The 17461-nt window shown below is 57.4% G+C and carries 17 protein-coding genes; 9 read left to right on the top strand and 8 right to left on the bottom strand.

Going from position 1 to position 17461, the window contains the following annotated elements; all coding sequences use genetic code 11:
* Positions 1-5: 5 nt before the first annotated feature.
* Entirely contained in the window at positions 6-335 is a 330-nt protein-coding gene (locus HY010_10740; protein MBI3476201.1) for a flagellar protein FlaG, read from the bottom strand.
* A gap of 66 nt (positions 336-401) precedes the next feature.
* Positions 402-1250, bottom strand: coding sequence for a flagellin (locus tag HY010_10735; protein MBI3476200.1), 849 nt, complete (start codon positions 1248-1250; stop codon positions 402-404).
* 359 nt (positions 1251-1609) lie between these two features.
* Between HY010_10735 and HY010_10730 the strand changes: the two genes are divergently transcribed.
* The 5 genes from HY010_10730 to HY010_10710 all read left to right on the top strand — a co-directional run bounded on the left by HY010_10730 (position 1610) and on the right by HY010_10710 (position 7224).
* Entirely contained in the window at positions 1610-1888 is a 279-nt protein-coding gene (locus tag HY010_10730) for a flagellar FlbD family protein (protein ID MBI3476199.1), read from the top strand.
* Positions 1881-2654 (top strand): flagellar motor protein, encoded by a 774-nt coding sequence (locus tag HY010_10725; protein MBI3476198.1) that lies wholly within the window; start codon positions 1881-1883, stop codon positions 2652-2654. The genes HY010_10730 and HY010_10725 overlap by 8 nt, the downstream gene beginning before the upstream one ends.
* Positions 2651-3472 (top strand): flagellar motor protein MotB, encoded by an 822-nt coding sequence (locus tag HY010_10720; protein ID MBI3476197.1) that lies wholly within the window; start codon positions 2651-2653, stop codon positions 3470-3472. Before HY010_10725 ends, HY010_10720 begins: the two co-directional genes overlap by 4 nt.
* A 228-nt stretch (positions 3473-3700) precedes the next feature.
* Complete coding sequence (locus HY010_10715; GenBank protein ID MBI3476196.1) at positions 3701-5179, top strand: hypothetical protein; 1479 nt, start codon at positions 3701-3703, stop codon at positions 5177-5179.
* A 68-nt stretch (positions 5180-5247) separates the two neighbouring features.
* Positions 5248-7224: a choice-of-anchor D domain-containing protein gene (locus HY010_10710; protein ID MBI3476195.1), complete on the top strand. Its 1977-nt coding sequence runs from the start codon at positions 5248-5250 to the stop codon at positions 7222-7224.
* Positions 7225-7429: 205 nt separating this feature from the next.
* Here the strand turns inward: HY010_10710 and HY010_10705 are convergent, their stop codons facing one another.
* Complete coding sequence (locus tag HY010_10705; protein ID MBI3476194.1) at positions 7430-7789, bottom strand: PilZ domain-containing protein; 360 nt, start codon at positions 7787-7789, stop codon at positions 7430-7432.
* A gap of 203 nt (positions 7790-7992) precedes the next feature.
* Positions 7993-8958, bottom strand: a complete 966-nt coding sequence (locus HY010_10700) for a diguanylate cyclase (GenBank protein MBI3476193.1) — start codon at positions 8956-8958, stop codon at positions 7993-7995.
* 115 nt (positions 8959-9073) lie between these two features.
* Here HY010_10700 and HY010_10695 point away from each other — a divergent pair, with 115 nt between their 5' ends.
* From HY010_10695 to HY010_10680, 4 genes are all read left to right on the top strand, one after another.
* A complete protein-coding gene (locus tag HY010_10695) occupies positions 9074-9979 on the top strand; it encodes a pirin family protein (GenBank protein MBI3476192.1) in 906 nt (301 codons plus the stop codon).
* 48 nt (positions 9980-10027) lie between these two features.
* A complete protein-coding gene (locus HY010_10690) occupies positions 10028-10492 on the top strand; it encodes a hypothetical protein (GenBank protein MBI3476191.1) in 465 nt (154 codons plus the stop codon).
* On the top strand, positions 10485-11612 hold the full coding sequence (locus HY010_10685) for a beta-lactamase family protein (protein MBI3476190.1): 1128 nt from the start codon (positions 10485-10487) through the stop codon (positions 11610-11612). The genes HY010_10690 and HY010_10685 overlap by 8 nt, the downstream gene beginning before the upstream one ends.
* A gap of 133 nt (positions 11613-11745) precedes the next feature.
* Positions 11746-12282: a DUF3617 domain-containing protein gene (locus HY010_10680; protein ID MBI3476189.1), complete on the top strand. Its 537-nt coding sequence runs from the start codon at positions 11746-11748 to the stop codon at positions 12280-12282.
* A 65-nt stretch (positions 12283-12347) separates the two neighbouring features.
* Here the strand turns inward: HY010_10680 and HY010_10675 are convergent, their stop codons facing one another.
* From HY010_10675 to groL, 4 genes are all read right to left on the bottom strand, one after another.
* Positions 12348-12902 carry a fasciclin domain-containing protein gene (locus tag HY010_10675; GenBank protein MBI3476188.1) on the bottom strand — a complete coding sequence of 185 codons (555 nt, stop codon included), beginning with the start codon at positions 12900-12902 and terminating at the stop codon, positions 12348-12350.
* A gap of 410 nt (positions 12903-13312) precedes the next feature.
* Positions 13313-13870, bottom strand: coding sequence for a hypothetical protein (locus HY010_10670; GenBank protein MBI3476187.1), 558 nt, complete (start codon positions 13868-13870; stop codon positions 13313-13315).
* A 74-nt stretch (positions 13871-13944) separates the two neighbouring features.
* On the bottom strand, positions 13945-15483 hold the full coding sequence (locus tag HY010_10665) for a CapA family protein (protein MBI3476186.1): 1539 nt from the start codon (positions 15481-15483) through the stop codon (positions 13945-13947).
* Between the two features lie 230 nt (positions 15484-15713).
* Positions 15714-17384: a chaperonin GroEL gene (gene groL / locus HY010_10660; protein MBI3476185.1), complete on the bottom strand. Its 1671-nt coding sequence runs from the start codon at positions 17382-17384 to the stop codon at positions 15714-15716.
* Between the last annotated feature and the right edge of the window lie 77 nt (positions 17385-17461).

The raw sequence follows: 17461 nt of genomic DNA, 5'->3' as shown, positions 1-17461 counted from the left end.
AATTCCTATCCTCGCGCGTTGATGCGTTTCTGTTGGGCGGCCATCATTTCAGTGATCGCCCGCGCCGTACGGAGAATCTCCTCGGAGGGGATCTGGCGCACGACTTCTCCAGTAGATTGATCCACCATCTTCACGACAATCTCGTGTGTGCTGGAATCGTTTTCAATCGCAAATTGTATGGACGATAAATCTCGCTTGAGTGCCGAGACGACTACGTCGGGTAACTCCGATGCTGCCGGTGCCGACACCTGCGGCGGTAAGGGAGCGGACTTGTGCGCCGCGCTCGTGGCAGCTCCACCAAACGGAATTTCAGGAATCGGATTCTCGATGCGCATGGTCTAAGGAAAACGCCTGGTGGCGAGTACCACCGCCACCAGGTCGGAGAGTACGCCTTACCACTGTTACCGCAACAACTGGAGAACGCCCTGGTTCATCTGGTTCGACTGTTGCAGAGCGGCGACACCAGTCTGCTGCAGAATGTTGTACTTCGACATATTCGCAACTTCCTGCGAAATGTCCGCCGACCGGATGGAGCTTTCGGCCTGCGTCAGGTTCTGCACCTGGTTGCTGATAACGTTGCCCGCGCTCTGGAGGCGGTTCATGACCGCGCCGAGTGCGCCGCGATCGCCGGCTACGTTGGCGATAGCAGTGTCGATGTTCGCCAATGCAGCCTGCGCATTAGCGGCGGTCGTCAGGTCGCTCTTGCTCAAATCGACCGGTGTTTCGCCAGCCGCGAAACCGATGCTGGTGGAGGCCAGTTTTCCGACCGTGATGTCGATCGAGCTGCTGCCCACCGTCGTTGCGTCCGTGAGGTAGACCGCGGAGGTCACTCCGCTGAATACTGCGGCGCTGTTGTAGGTGGTGTTGCTGCCGATGCGGTCAATTTCAGCCTTGATCGCGGTGAATTCGGCGTCCAGAGCCGTGCGCTGCGTGTCGCTCACTGTGCCGGTCGCAGATTCGGTGGCCAGTGTGACGGCGCGGTTCAGAAGAGTGGTGACCTGTGCCAGAGAACCGTCGGCAACCTGCAATGCGCCGAGGCCATCGCTGGCGTTACGGGCAGACTGGCTGAGGGCGGTAACGTTCGCCTGCAAGCCATCGGCAATAGCCAGTCCGGCGGCATCGTCTGCGCCGGAGTTGATCCGCGAGCCCGAAGACAAGCGGAAGAGGGTTTGCTGCAGCGACGCGCTAGTCATGTTCATTTGGTTCTGCGCCGCCAGAGACGGAACGTTATAGAGAATGTTAAACGACATTGGTGAAGCTCCTTAGTCAGGTGGATTCGACCTATGCTTCAGCTAGCCGGTTAGCGCATCGCGGGAACCCTTGCTTTGCAGAAGGCCGTTTGTGTCGGGACCCTTATCGACACAATCTCGGCCCGGACTTTATCTACTCTGTTACACGCCTGTACCTGTCCTGTCCGTCACTAAGGTGGTTTCAGGCCATGTACGTTGGTCACCGATTGCCCTTCTCATACTGTTCTCATCATTAATGAGTTCCGCGAAGCACACGCCCCAGCTTATGAAATGCCGTCAACGTACCGATTAAGGATCGCGGATGACCGCGCTTCGGGTTGGAGTTTTGGCCCAGTTTCCGGCGACGGGAAGGGAATCGCATGATTCACCTCACACGATTAAACAGTCAGCCCATCGCCGTGAACTCGGACCTCATCAAGTTCGTCGAGAGCGCGCACGACACCGTCCTGACGTTGCTTAACGGGGAGAAGGTAGTGGTGCGCGAACAGCCCGATGAAGTCATCCAGCGAATCATCGAATTTCGCCGTAGCGTGCTGGCGGGCCTGCCATCGTTGAATCCGCAGGGCGCACTCGCAACTCTTCTAAAGTCTGACGCCGGCCCGGGCGAAACCGATTCCGAAAGAGCCCGCCGTGGATAAGAGTACGTTGGGTGGAATTCTTCTGGCTGCCGCTGGCATCCTCCTCGGCCTCATGATCGAAGGCGGCCGTATTGGCCAGATCCTACAACCCACCGCCGCCATGATCGTTTTTGGCGGGACCCTCGGCGCCGTAATGGTTCAGTTTCCGATGGCTACGGTGTTGAAGGCTGGAAAGTCACTCACGCAGGTCTTCTTTGAACCTGCCAACGATCCCGGCAAACTGGTTGACACGCTGGTTGGGTATGCCACCAAGGCCCGCAAAGACGGCATCGTGTCGCTGGATGCGCAAGTCAATGACATTCAGGATCCATTCCTGAAGAAAGCTCTGATGTTGGCGATTGACGGAACTGAACCCCAGGAACTTCGCAAGATCATGGAGTTCGACCTCGACAGCAAAGCGGAAGAAGAAGAGCGCATCCCCCAGGTCTTCGAATCCGCGGGCGGGTTCGCTCCGACCATCGGGATCATCGGTGCTGTACTTGGCCTGATCCAAGTCATGCAGCACCTGGAAAATATTGACGAAGTCGGCAAGGGCATTGCAGTCGCTTTCGTAGCGACCATCTACGGCGTCGGTTCCGCCAACATTTTCTTGCTCCCTTCATCCGGGAAGTTGAAGATCCGCATGCGGCAGGAACAGGCTCTGCGCGAAATGACGTTGGAAGGCGTGGCGTCGATTCTGGAAGGCATCAACCCTCGCATGCTTGAAACCAAACTTCAGGGCTTCATGGAAGAGCACCACCAGAAGCAGGGAGACAAGCCGGCATGAGACGCCGTAAGAAACCGGCCCCCCACGCCAGTCACGAGCGTTGGTTGGTGTCCTATGCGGACTTTATTACGTTGCTGTTTGCCTTCTTTGTTGTCCTGTACGCATCATCGCAAGTTGACCAGCGAAAAGTGGGACAAGTCGCCCGCGCCATTCAAGTCGGATTCGCAGATCTCGGAATGTTCTCCGCACAGAAGCAGGAAGCTGTTTTTCGCGTCGAAGCGGCTGCTCAGTCGCCGGCCATCTCGCCGCCCACGATACCGGAATTTGAGCGCCTTGTGAATGACATGTCCCCGGCACGCGGCTCCTTCAAGAATGTTCCTGTGTCCGAGGTAAAGCGCCAGCTCGAAACCGTGCTGCGTGACGAGATCAAGAAAAATCAGATCGAAATGAGAGTTGTGCCTGACGGCCTGGTCGTGAGTCTCAGGGAAGTCGGTTTCTTCAAGAGCGGCGACGCTCATTTGTTGCCCGGCGCAGAACCGGTGCTCGCCCACGTCGGACAGGCTCTTGCTTCCAGAGGCTTCGATATTCGTGTCGAAGGGCATACGGACGATCTCCCGATCCACACCGCTGCCTATCACTCGAACTGGGAACTCTCGACTGCTCGCGCTACTGAAGTCGTTTCCGTACTGGTGACGCGATACAGCTTCGATCCCGCTCGAATTTCCGTTGCCGGATACGCGCAGTATCGTCCACTCGCCAGTAACGTTACCGAAACCGGGAGAAGCAAGAATCGCCGCATTGATCTGGTTGTCCTCTCTGGTCCTGCCGACGAGGCTGATATGCCGGCGAAGTCCTTTGGAACGGGCAATAAACCCTAGGGTCATCTTCGAGGATGCACGTTTGGTAACTCGTCACAGTGTACTTACGTCTAGGTGGTGCCTGTTTTTTGCCTCCGCAATGGCCGATATAGCACGCGTGGGTCGCTCGGCCGGACCTCGGTTTTAGGGCAGCCGGATGCGTTAACGCCTAACCGATGACTTTCGCAAGTAAGTACGCGGTGACGTGCACGCACTCGAATAGTTCGAGTCAAGTTCTGGAGGATTAAGATGTCGTCGCTGCGTGGTCGTCTCAATACATTTTCCGCCGTATTTGGATTTGCCGTCCTCCTGAGCGCACTGGTCGTGACTACCGGCTGCAGCGGCGCCCTGGGTTCCCATCAGGTCAATCGCGATCCCCTCGGATTGGGTGTCGTACCTGGACCATTGGGTTCTCCAGATCCGCAGACCATCGAAGTTCGCGTCGGAAGCGTACCCACCGAACGCATTGTGTCGCTCTCACTTACCATGACCTCTCTGAAAGCGACCAACTCGGGAGCCCAGGATCTTGAACTCCTGACCGCCCCGATCACCGTCGAATTTACGCGGAGCGCGATCGTCACCGAACCCGTGGTCGTTCGCGACATCTATCAGGACACTTACTCCGCCCTAGTTCTTCCGGATATGACCGGCCAGGTCGTATTCTTCGACAACAACGGACAACTCACTTCGCAAACTCTGAACATCACCGGACAGACCATCGCGCTCAGCCCGAACCTTGTGCTTGGGACTGATGCCCAGGTTTTTAACGTCTCACTGGATCTGGCGCAAAGCTTCACTGTCAATACCGACACCGTCACGATCAACAGTCTGGTGGCGACGACGGAAGCCGTGATACCCGCGCCGCCAGTCGCTCCCGCGGTCGGCCAGCCCGAATCCGGAAGCGTGGCGTTCCTCGTGGGCACCGTGACGGCCGTGGATACCAATGCAAAGGTCATCTCTTTGCAGCCGCCCGCCGGGAATGAGATGCAAATTGCCTACGACAACAACACAGTATTTGCGAATTGCGATCCCGCCGCGCTCACCGGAATGATGGTCGAAACCCAGGCCGAAACTCAAACGAGCGCAGTTGTTCTCGCAACGCAAGTGGCACTGATCGAAAACAGCGCCTCCAGTTCTGAATTGTATGGCACCTTCACGGGGCTGGCGCCCGACGGTATGAACTACAACTTCTTGGTGGATGGCGGTATGGGCGTCAATTACGCCGGCGGATTGCTGGGCAAAAACATCACCGTGGACTGGCTCGCCACCGGCTATTCCGTCAATGCCGCTCGCCTCGATCTCTCAGGATCCACCGATCTTGTGTTTGATGAAGTTCGCATATTTCCTGGGCAGTCTGTAGAAGTGAAGTGGGACACGCTGATTGTTCCCGATCCCGATGCGGTGAATGCCGGCTTCATGTCTCCGCGCATGATCGAATTGGAAGAACAGACCGTCACTGGACAAGTCTCCTCTTACAACGCGCTACTCGGAACCTTTACGCTCGACGTACCATCCGATTCAGCGATCAGGACAATGAACACGGGCTTGATTTCCATTTCAGTCCGTCAGGTCCCCCAAACTTATCTGCGCAATAGCCCGACCTTCAATGACGGCGACGCCGTCAAAGTTCGCGGCTTGATTTTCGTTCACCCCGACTACAGCTATGTGATGCAGCACCCGGGCGATCCACTTGTTCTGGTGATGGTCGCCGATCGCATCTCCAAGTAGATGGAGAGCAGCTGCACTGCAGCAACGGGGAAACGTGCGCCTAACCGAAAATTAAGGAGAGTCGAATCATGGGGAAGGCATCGCAATTTCTTCGCGAGGGATTTCGAGTAGCAGTTCTGACCATATTGGTTGTGTGCGTGGTTGCTCCCCGGGTAGTCGCCGGGACTACTGGACGAAATGCGCGAAGAAAATCGGCCTTGCTAGCGGCGCCCGCGGGTGCTGCCCCTGTTCTCACATTCACTCCCGGAATCGGCAGCACCGTCGCCGGAACCGGAATTGGCGGTTACGCCGGTGACGGCGGCCCTGCCAGCGCGGCACAACTCAACTTTCCTGCCGGCATGGCCCTCGACAGCCAGGGCAACTTCTATGTCGCAGACTCCGCTAACAGTGTCGTCCGCAAATTTAGCGTTGCAGGCACGATCACTACGTTCGCGGGCACCGGAATTCAGGGCTACAGCGGTGACGGCGGACCCGCCACGCAGGCTCAACTTGCTTTTCCAACAGCCGTTGCACTCGACGCCGCCGGCAATCTCTACATTGCTGACTTCTTCAACGCATGCGTCCGCAAAGTAGCCGTTAACGGAAACATTTCCACGATCGCGACTGCATCCGGCTTCCTGATTCGAGGCGTCGCTGCCGACGCAGCCGGCAATGTCTATTTTTCAAGCTCTTTTGAAGGCGTGTGGAAGATCGACACCGTCGGCAACGTCACCAAGATCGCCGGCAATGGCGCGCCCGGCTTTGGTGGGGACGGCGGCCAGGCGCTCCTTGCCCAGACCGCAGGCGTAGCAGGGCTGACGGTCGATAGCCAGGGTAACCTCTATTTCGCGGAAGTAACAAACAGTGACGTCCGCAAAGTCGCGACCAACGGAATCATCACCACCGTTGCCGGCAATCAACAGTTCGGATACTCGGGCGATGGTGGCCCCGCCGGCAGCGCGAAACTCAACGGCCCCAGCGATGTCAGAGTCGATGCCGGCGGCAATCTCTATGTTTCTGATTCCTCGAACAACACCGTCCGCAAAGTGAACGCAGCGGGAACCATCAGCACGATTGCTGGTGATGGCAACTACGGATATGCCGGCGACGGAGCCCTTGCCTCTGCCATGCAGTTCGCAGGCCTTACCGCGATGGTTCTCGACAGCAGTGGGAACTTGTTTATCGCCGACAGCGGCAACAACGTGATCCGGCGCGTCAAAGTTAATGCTACTGCACTCGATTTTGGAACTATAACCGTAGGCCAGACGAGCGTCGCGCGACGAGTGGTTGTGTCGAACGCCGGGGCAGCCAGTCTGCATTTCAGCGCCATCGCTGCCAGTTCGAACTTCGGGGTCCAGTCCACGTGTTCGATCGCAACGCCCTTAACGCCGGGTGCGGATTGCCCGCTGGATATTTCTTTTAGCCCACTCGCCGGCGGAAACCTGACCGGCACCGTGACAGTCACCAACGACGCCCCCGGAAGCCCGCACATCGTCGCCCTCACGGGGCAAGGCCAGATCGCGGCGCAGCCTGATTTTTCAATTGCAACTTCGGTTCCGTCTTTGACTGTCGGCACCCAGGCATCCGGCGCCCTGTCAGCGACTGTGACTCCCTCGGGCGGTTTCACCGGCGCAATTACGATGAGTTGCAGCGGCATGCCTTCGCATGCAGCATGTTCTTTTTCGCCGGCGGTACTCCAGGCGAATGGAAGCAATACTCCCCTGACCTCATCGATCACCGTCTCTACCGGTCTCTCCAATGTCGCCGCCATGCAACCGCCCGCGGGATCGACGTTCCTGGCGAGCATGGCGGGCGTGTTGAGCACAGGCCTTGTGGGCTTCGTATTTGCACCGATTGCATTGCGCAGGCGCATCGCGCAGAGCAAGCGGGCGCGGCTGACGCAAGCCCTGCTCATCGTTCTGATTCTCTGCGGCGGATTGTTCGGATGCGGCACACTGGGCGGAAAGACCGGTGTCACGACTCCTGCCGGCACCTACACCGTGACCGTGTCCGCCGTATCTGGAAACGTTTCTCACAGCAAGACGTTCTCGTTGAAAGTGCAATAAGTCAGGAATCCTGGCTTACGGTTGGATAGGACTGCGTCTTCAGCTACGAAGCGGCGTTGGATTACAGCCCACGGGTAGGCCGTGGGCGGCGCTGAACAACGCCGCGACCGGCACCCGCACACTCTTCAAATCAGGGAAATCGAATCAGGAAAAGAGAAGGCGCGAAGGCGATCCGGCACCATCAATGTTTCTGCTGTGCGGCTCTCTACTTGCCAGACTGAAACGAACGCACTTGTGAAAAAGCCACGTGCATGGGAATAGAAGTCGAGTTCCGAAGATACTGATCCAGGACTAATACAGCTTCAGTCGACAAGTCGTTGAACTTGAGGCCCATGCCTACGCCGGGATGGCATGTTTGCACGGTTGCGCTGCCTTGAATCGGCTGATCGCCAACCCACAACCGGTACGTCACAACCGACCCTGGCGCGAGCGGAAATATGGTGGCGATGTAGCAGCCCCCCAGGCTCGCATCCGTCGTAGTCCCGCGAGACGAGAAGCAGCTCGTGGCCTCGCGGACTTCGATCTCCAGACAAACCATGTAGCGCGGATGCTCGCGGCGATCCATCTTTATGCCTCACGAATGAACAAGCCATTCCGGACAGGCGCGTCTTGGAAGGCCTCACTTCTCCTATCGGCATGTATGCGGAAGAGTAATAGTGCCCGGCGGGTTACTAAAGAGCATGGCTGTTCGCGTCAGTTCGAAAACTGGCTCCCCGTTTGGAGATTTACCGGAGTTCATCAGCCTGGATGGGTATTGGTCCGACGCTCTTAACGGCTGGACGTACTTTGAAGGTCGGCTTCGATATGCTCGACGCGGTTGCGTCCATTCTTTTTCGCCAGGTAGAGACCCTTGTCAGCATGGTGCAGCAGCACTTCAACATCCTGGCCGTCGATGTCAGTGGACACCGCGATGCCCAGGCTCAGCGTAACGGTCCGCGATCCGCGTGTGCTGACCACGGGCTTGGCCGCCACGTTTAGACGCAACTGGTCGGCGCGAATGATCCCCGTCATGGCATCGCAGCCCGGAAGGATCATCAGGAACTCTTCGCCGCCGTATCGCCCCACCGCGTCGTATACGCGCAGCTTTGCGCGCAGTCGGCGCCCTATTTCGCGAAGCACTTCATCGCCAAACAGATGCCCGCAGGTGTCGTTGATGTCCTTGAACTTGTCCAGATCGCCCAGGATTACGCAGACTGGTTTCTGGCTTCGTCGCGCTCGCTCCAGTTCCCGGCGAAGGGTGTCCATGACCTCGCCGCGATTCATCAGGCCGGTGAGAGAATCATGGGTCGCCGCGTGACGCATGGATTCCTGCGCCGCAACCAACTCCTCCTGCAATGCCAGGATTCGTTTCCCGACCAGCAGGCGTGCCTTCAATTCCATTTCATCAAACGGTTTGACGAGGTAGTCATCGGCGCCCGCCTGCATCGCTTCCAGCATGTCTTTCTTGGCGTCTTTACCGGTCAGAATGATGATGTAGGAATACTGTGGGCCCTTGGCGGCTTGTCGAATCTTCTGGCAGATCTCGATGCCGTCCATGCCCGGGAGAACCCAGTCCAGCAGGACCAGTTTCGGACAGTCCGTGCGTTGCAATAGGCTCCAGGCGTCATGTCCGTCCTTGGCGATCGTCAACTTGAAGCCCCAATTCTCCAAGTGCGTGCCAACCAGTTTTCGGTAGACCGGTGAATCTTCCACCAGCAGGACTTCCATGAACGTGTCTCCAGATGTAAGCCTCATTATCGGCCTTTCTTGGGGGTGTACCGACAATTCCAATCAGGAGTAGTGTTACCGCAGTAATTCAGCGAGTCCGGTTTGGAGTGGAGATCATCAAAAAGTTTAGTCTGGAGGCGCCATGTCAATTCGCCCGGTGAAGCGAGTCATTCAATCGAAGCCGACGCTCGAAGGAGCAGGCGTGCATCTGCGGCGCGCCTTCGGATTTGGAAACACTAAGGAGTTCGACCCTTTCCTCCTGCTCGACGATTTCCGCAACGATGTTCCGGAGGACTACCTGTCAGGATTTCCATGGCATCCGCATCGCGGTATTGAGACCATCACCTATGTGCTGGCCGGAACCGTCGAACACGGCGACAGCATGGGCAATCATGGCGCGATCGCTGCCGGCGATGTGCAATGGATGACCGCTGGTCGCGGCATCATTCACCAGGAAATGCCGAAAGGCGACCAGTCCGGACGCATGCACGGCTTTCAACTATGGGCGAATCTCCCTGCCGCCCTGAAATTAACGGAGCCTCGTTATCAAGAAGTAAAGGCCCTGGATATCCCCGAGGTGACCGACGATGACGGTACTCGCGTACGCATTGTCTGCGGTAACTTCTGGGGCAAGAGCGGCCCCGTCGATGGCATCGCCGCTGATCCCATTTACCTTGACGTCTCTGTCTCACCCGGCCGCAGAAAGAGTCTGCCCGTGGAAACGACCCGTCATGCGTTTGCATACGTTTTTGCCGGGAGCGGAAAGTTCTGTAACGCGTCCGCCCCGCTCGCTGTCCCAACTGAAGGCGTGAAATGGTTGGACACTGCACCGCCCGTTGAAGCCGACAACCGCTCTCTGATTCTGTTCGACCGTGGAGATGAAGTCACCGTGCAGGCCGGAGACGACGGTATTCGCTTCCTTCTGGTTTCCGGCAAGCCCCTCGGGGAGCCGGTCGCCTGGCGTGGTCCCATCGTCATGAATACCCGGGAACAACTCCAGCAGGCATTCTCTGAACTGCAGGAAGGTACTTTCTTGAAGCAACGGTGAGGGTCGCTGAGCACGACGTCATGTACGAAGCAGTGGTAGACTGCGCCTATGGCCGCCAAAAAGAAAACCAGGAAGAAGAAAGCGCAACCCAAGAAAGCCACCCGCAAGAAAACTAAGCCTGCACAAAAGGTCGCAAAACGGAAACCCGCTCCTCGCAAGAAAGTGAAGAAGGTAGCCCGGAAGCGAGTTACTCTCAAGGCCAAGCCGGTTCCTAAGAAGCCAGCCTCCTCTGTAACGACCGCTGCACCGAAGAAGCAGGTCGACAATATGGTTGCGTTCCCGCGCGAGAGAACACGACACACTTCGGGTCGCATGTCCGGCGATCTGCAGGGTTTGTCTGACGTTCAGGGCTCGGATTCGGAGAGCGTCGATGAGTTGCTGGAAGAAGGCAATTCCTTTGAAGCTAACGTCGTCCGCGGCGTGGAAGAGGCCGGCAATACCGAGGGGCGGGAAGTCCATACTCACGAAGTTTCGGAAGACGATATCCCAGGGGAATACCTGGACAATGACTAAGCACGCTCGTATCGTGCGCCTGGTCATCCTTGGCGTCCTATTTTCGATAGGGGCCTTCGCGCAGGACGCCAAACTTGCGCCCGATCAGCAGGCGAAACTCGAAGCCATCATTGCGCACTTCATGGCCGCGAACCAGATCCCCGGCGTTTCCGTCAGCGTCGTCGAAAACAACACCTACGAATGGTCCGCCGGGTTCGGCATGGCCGATCTGGAAAACTCTGTTCCCGCTACCTCGCAGACTCTTTACCGTCTTGCCTCCATCTCCAAGCCGATCACCTCCACCGGGACGATGCTGCTCTGGCAGCAGCACAAACTTGACCTGGACGCTCCCGTGCAGAAATACTGCCCGGCGTTTCCGCAAAAGGATTCCACTATCACGACTCGCCAGGTACTGGGCCACCTCGGCGGGATCCGTCATTACAAGCCGGCGGAAGAGGGCGATCAGGAACTCGGCAACACCCGCCACTTTGACGACACGATCGACTCCGGACTGAAATTATTCGCCAACGACCCGCTGGTCGCCAAGCCTGGTACCGCATTTCACTATTCCACCCAGGGATTCACCCTCGTCGGATGTGTTCTGCAAGGCGCATCAGGGGAAAAGTACATCGACTACGTTCAGAAAAATGTGCTGCAACCAGCCGGTATGGTCCACACCCGCACCGACGACCGTTTCGCGATCGTTCCATACCGCACGCGCTTCTATGAAAAAGACAAATCTGGAACGATCAGGAACGCCGATTTCCTCGATTCCAGCTATAAGGTCGCAGGGGGCGGTTGGCTCTCCTCGGCGGACGACATGGCTCACTTCATGGTCGCGATGCTTACCGACAAGATCGTGCAGCGCTCTACTCGTGACCTGATGTGGACATCCCTGCAGGCATCCGATGGTAAGGCCACTGGCTACGGACTGGGCTGGGGACTTGGAAACGATCTCGGCGTAGCGGACGTCGGGCATGGCGGCGGCCAGCAGGGAACCAGCACGTACATCCTCATGGTCCCCGAACGCAAAGCGGGGGTAGTTGTTCTCATGAATCTCGAAGGCGGCGACGCCTCGGCTCTTGCGTTCGAACTCATGAAGGCATTGCTCGGTATATCTCCGGCAGCTACTGTGAAATAAGAAGTTGAATGCGGAGGCCTTCGTGGCTGGGAATCAATCTCTGGACTTGGCAGCTGTTTCCTTCGTATGCCATCCTCCAAGATGCGGATTGATCTCCAAGAGGCTGATCCGCGACTCTAACGCTGGAGGCTCTATGCGTACCGCGATTCTGCTCGCACTGATTGCTGTTTGTACGACTTCGATCTGGGCCGCCGACAGGATTATTCCGCCCAACATTAAGACCGGACTCTGGGAGATGACGGAGACGCACACCATGTCCGGAATGCCTGCGATGCCCTCGATTCCTCCCGAAGCGCTCGCCCGCATGACTCCTGAACAACGTGCGCAGATGGAAGAACACATGAAGAGCTCCATGGGCGGCGGCCCAAAAACCACCACCCGCAAATACTGCGTCACCAAAGAGAAGCTGGAAAAAGACATGGTGTTTGGCGAGAACCGTCCCGAATGCACGCGCACCGTTCTCAGTTCTTCGAGCACCATGACTGAAGTGAAAGTACACTGCCAGGAGAAGGATGTGACTTCCGACGGCACGTTCAAGATTGAAGCGCTGTCCTCGGAAAGCGTCAAAGGCACGATGCGCATGGTCACCAACGCGCACGGACGAAACATGAATATGGACTTCGACTTCCTCTCCAAATATCTGGGCGCCGCCTGCGGCGACGTAAAGTAAACCCAGAGTCGAGAAACAAGGCGGCCCTGTTCATCACAGGGCCGCTTTCTCATTTGCATCGACGCCTAGTTCGGCATTACTACGGAATCGATCACGTGGATCACACCGTTCGATTGAAATACGTTGGCGATCGTGACCAATGCGGTGCCACCCTTCTCGTCTTTCAACATGATGTGCTTTCCATCATGCAGTGACACCCAGAGTTTCCCGCCTTCGACTGTGGTTAATTCGGCCATCCCATTGCCAGCTTTGATCTTGTTCATCAAGTCTCTGGCGCTCAACCGGCCCGCTACCACGTGATAGGTCAGAACCTTACTCAGCGTGCCTTTGTTCTCCGGCTTCAGGAGCGTGTCGACCGTGCCGGCCGGCAATTTTCCGAAAGCTTCGTTCGTCGGAGCGAATACGGTGAACGGGCCGGACCCTTCCAGCGTCTCGACCAGCCCCGCGGCTTTGACCGCGGCCACCAGCGTGGTGTGGTCAGCAGAGTTCACTGCGTTCTGAATAATGTTCTTGGTGGGATACATTTCCTGGCCGCCAACCGTTGGATTCTTCATTCCAGCGACTGCGGTACCGATGGCCAATGCCATCAGCGCTACCGAAACAACAAGCTTGCGTTTCATAGATCGAAATCCTCTCAGAATTGAATTTGTGATTCCGATTGAAGTACGCAGAGGCTACGAAGATGGATTGCTTGGGAAAGAGAACTATTTGACCAAAAGAGGGAATCCGAAAATGCGGCTGGACCGTACTCAAAGCAGAGGGTAACCAGGTACCTGGGTTTCTGCGCTAGCGAACCGGACAGCCGCGCTGTCCGGTCCTATCGCATCACGAGTCAGAAGGCTTGACGCCGCACTCGTGTTCATTGAACTGAGTGGTCAGGCTCTGTTGTACGTCGACGAGTCTCTTCAGTGACGTTACAGGGACGCTGAACTCGCGAGCACACAGAGTGCACACTCCGATCACAGGAGTAGTTCCGATCCACTTCGCGACACGGAGATTTCGCTTTGCGGTCAATCTATTAGCTTCATCTCTAGTGCGGCCAAAGCCACCCAAAGGTGCCGGCAGTCAATAAGCCGTAAACGAGTCCGTCGAAAGTATCTTTGATGACGGCACTCCATCTCTGGCCTCTCCAGATCCCGTTGCTGACGTTGGCGAGGCCGTATGCCAGGAACGCGGCCGTGCCGACCACGCGAAATACGGTCAGATAATGTGTACCCGGCCCAAGAGTATGTGCCGCCAGATAGGCGACGAAAAAGCCGATCAGCAAGCAGTATCCAAACCACTGGCCGAGGAATTTTGGCATCGCCGGTGGGCCATTCGGGATGATGATGAGGTGGCCGACCGGTCCCTGTTTGTATTTTTCGATGGCGGCCGGAGTCTTCATGTCCTTCGGCAGGCAATAGGGGAACACATAGAGACCGGGCTTGAGATTGTCCGGGCGTAAGGTGGACATGAACTTGTCCTCGTTAGGTAACCGGTGATAATCGCTGCGATGATACGGCAGCAGCATATGCATGATCGAACTCGCGACAAATACGATCACTGCCGATAACACAATGGGCAGCCAGAGGGCAGCAAGGGGAACCATGAGGAGCCTCCTTCAAGACACACTGAATTCGCAGGCGAGGCTACGTCAGCAGCCCCTGCTCCGTCAAGTGGAGATCAAGGCCGAATGACACCCACAAGATTGTTCGGCGGCAAAGTCTCAATCTGAACATGGGTTCCGTACTTTGCCGACATCTCCTGCACTCGCTGCAATATTTTTTTGCCTTGGTCGGCGCCCGCGAGGCGAGGTAATCCACTCTCGGTCAGTTTCTTCCCATAACCCAGATCGACGGGATACAACCTGACCTCAGAGACCTTGCCGTGATCGAAACGACTCTCGGCCACAACCGCATCGAACGGTGGATTGCCGGCAAAGCTGGAGGCGTTCATCAGGTTCGTCAAGTCGGCGTCCGTGGCCTTGCCAGGATCACCGAAAGCGTCGAGCAAGGCTTTGTTGTACTGCTGATAAATGTCGGCCGAGATCGGTTCCTGAATATCTCCCCAGAAGAAGTTCCCCATGCCGTAAAAGATCGGGCGTCCCTTGTAGATCTCAATCGGGCCCAGGTGATGAATTCCAGTGGCAATAAACATGTCGGCACCGCTATCAATCGCTCGGTGCGCGAGATCCTGTACAAAATCTGCCGGGACGTCGAGGAAATCATTCTTTGGTTCAGGCGCACTACTGTTGGCAGGCTCGTGAGAGTGGATCGATACCATCAGAAAATCTGAGTGCTGCTTGCCTTGCCGGACGCCGTGCAAAATGTCGGCGAGATCGGTGGGATCCATCGCGTATTGATATCCGAAGGTTCTGCCCGCCCTGAATTTCTGCCCAAACAGTGACAGTTCTTCAGGGGCATCTGCTGCTGGAGGGCTCGTGAGTACTTTGGCGTCGTCTTTCTGCCATCCCGGATACAGTTTTGTCCGGAGACCATCGAGATCCTTCATGATGTCGCTGGGAACGACGGTCGTCTTCTTTACGGCAAGTGCGCTAATTCCGGGACGGCCCGGTGCGGCTCCGTGCGTCGCGAGCGCTTCGCTGCCTGGTCGAAAGGTGGACGCCATCGAAACCAGCGCGATCCGCCCCTTCGGACTTTCAAAATATCCCGCCGAGCGTGCCAACCCCTCTGTTTCTCCCACTCCGGCGTAGCTCAATCCGGATTCATCGAGCAGGCGGCTGGTTTCGCGCATGCCTTCAACGCCCCAGTCGAGGGAATGGTTATTCGCACGCGACAAAATATCAAAACCCATCGCTGCTAAATCCCTGGCCACGGCAGGCTGCGCCACCAAGCTCATATCGTCGGGACCGGGAGAAGGGAATCCAGTGAACCGCCGCAGATCGAGGATGGAGGACTCCATATTGCCGTAGGTGACATCCGCTCGCTTGAGAATCTGCAGCAGCCGAGCAAACGCCGGATCGCTGGCGGCATATTGCGAAAGCGGACGCGAGATGATGCAGTCTCCGACAGCGACGAATGTGAATCCATCGGGGACATTCGTTTCCAGTTCGCGAGCGAGCGGACGGCGCACGTCAAACCTATCGGCGTTCTTGATGACGGGGTCGGAGGGATTTTGGGCGGCGAGCGGGAGAGGAGTGATGGTCGTCAAAATGGCCAGGACTGCGAGAATTGCTTGTTGCCACCGAAAATTCACGCGCATTGTGCTACCCCCACTGAAACAGATGGCCCAACCCGACCGACAGCATACTACCGCGGGCTGCGTGGAGTTGAGTCGGAGCGCGCTAATTTTCAACTGATCGCGGCGCAACCTATTGACGCGTTCGCATCTCTCGAGAAGAGACGCCTGCGGACATGAATCTGGCACATAAAAATGCCCCGCCGTAAGGCGGGGCTAGATTCAAGCTCGAAGCTCGTGGCTCGAAGCGGTTCTTAGTACATGTCTCCCATGCCGCCGCCACCACCGTGCCCGCCGCCTTGAGGAGCGCCCTTCTTCTCTTCAGGGATCTCCGCAACCAGCGCTTCGGTGGTGAGCATCAAGGACGCGATCGAACCGGCATTCGTCAGAGCGGTGCGGACGACCTTGGTTGGGTCGAGCACGCCTGCCTTTACCAGGTCCTCGTAGTGACCGGACTGGGCGTTATAGCCCCAGTTGGTGTCCTTCGAGTCGTTGATCTTGCCCAGAACAACCGCACCTTCTTCGCCCGCGTTCTCGGCGATCTGGCGCAGCGGCTCGGTGATGGCGCGCTTCACGATGTTGACACCAATCTGCTCGTCACCTTCCAGCTTCAACTTGTCGAGAGCCGAGACGCAACGGGCCAGAGCAACTCCACCGCCCGGGACAATCCCTTCCTCAACGGCCGCGCGCGTCGCATGCATCGCGTCTTCCACGCGGGCTTTCTTTTCCTTCATTTCTGTTTCGGTAGCGGCGCCGACTTTGATTACGGCTACGCCGCCGACCAGTTTCGCCAACCGCTCCTGCAGCTTCTCGCGGTCGTAGTCGCTGGTGGTCTTGTCGATCTGGCTGCGAATTTCTTTCACGCGGCCCTGCACGTCGCCCGGCTTGCCCTTACCTTCGACGATGGTGCTGTTGTCCTTGTCGATGGTGATCTTCTTGGCCTGGCCGAGATCGCTGACCTGGACGTTCTCGAGCTTGATGCCCAGATCTTCGGTGATGGCCTTACCGCCGGTGAGGGTGGCGATGTCCTGCAGCATTGCCTTGCGGCGATCGCCGAAGCCCGGAGCCTTGACGGCCGCGACTTGCAGCGTGCCACGCAGCTTGTTGACGACGAGGGTGGCGAGTGCTTCGCCTTCCACGTCCTCGGCGATGATCAGGAGCGGCTTGCCGCTCTTCGCGATCTGCTCGAGCAACGGGAGCAGGTCTTTCATCGAGCTGATCTTCTTTTCGTTGATCAGGATGTACGCGTTCTCGAGCGAGACTTCCATGCGCTCGGGATCGGTCACGAAGTAAGGAGACAGGTAGCCGCGGTCGAACTGCATGCCTTCGACAACGTCCAGCTGGGTTTCAAGCGTCTTCGACTCTTCCACGGTGATGACGCCGTCCTTGCCGACCTTCTTCATCGCTTCGGCAATGATGTGGCCGATGGTCTCGTCGTTGTTCGCCGAGATCGTGCCAACCTGCGCAATCATTTCGCCGGTAACGGGCTTGGAGAACTTATCCAGTGCGCCGCCCTTGCGATTGCCTTCCTTGTCGACGCTGCCGCAAATCTCGAGCACGGCCTTCTCGATGCCCCGCTTCATGGCCATCGGATTCGCGCCCGCAGCAACGGTCTTCACGCCTTCACGGTAGATCGCCTGAGCCAGAACGGTGGCGGTAGTGGTGCCGTCGCCCGCGATGTCCGAGGTCTTCGACGCAACTTCACGCACCATCTGAGCGCCCATGTTCTCTTGCGCATTCGCCAGTTCGATTTCCTTGGCGACGGTGACGCCGTCCTTGGTGATGGTCGGCGAACCGAATTTCTTTTCGATGACGACGTTGCGGCCCTTGGGGCCGAGAGTCACTTTCACGGCATCGGCCAGGATGTTGACGCCGCGAAGAATCGCCTGTCGCGACTCTTCTCCATGAACAATTTGCTTTGCCATTTTTTCTGCTCCTAATTTTGTCTGTGCAGGCCAAGCCTGCGAAATGTCATGAGTCTCAAGCTAGAAGCCAGTAGCCA

The sequence above is a fragment of the Acidobacteriota bacterium genome (assembly GCA_016196065.1).
Lineage (GTDB): Bacteria > Acidobacteriota > Terriglobia > Terriglobales > Acidobacteriaceae > Acidiflorens.
The sequence above is the reverse complement of the archived record's forward strand: the minus strand, read 5'-3'. Positions and strand labels throughout refer to the sequence as shown.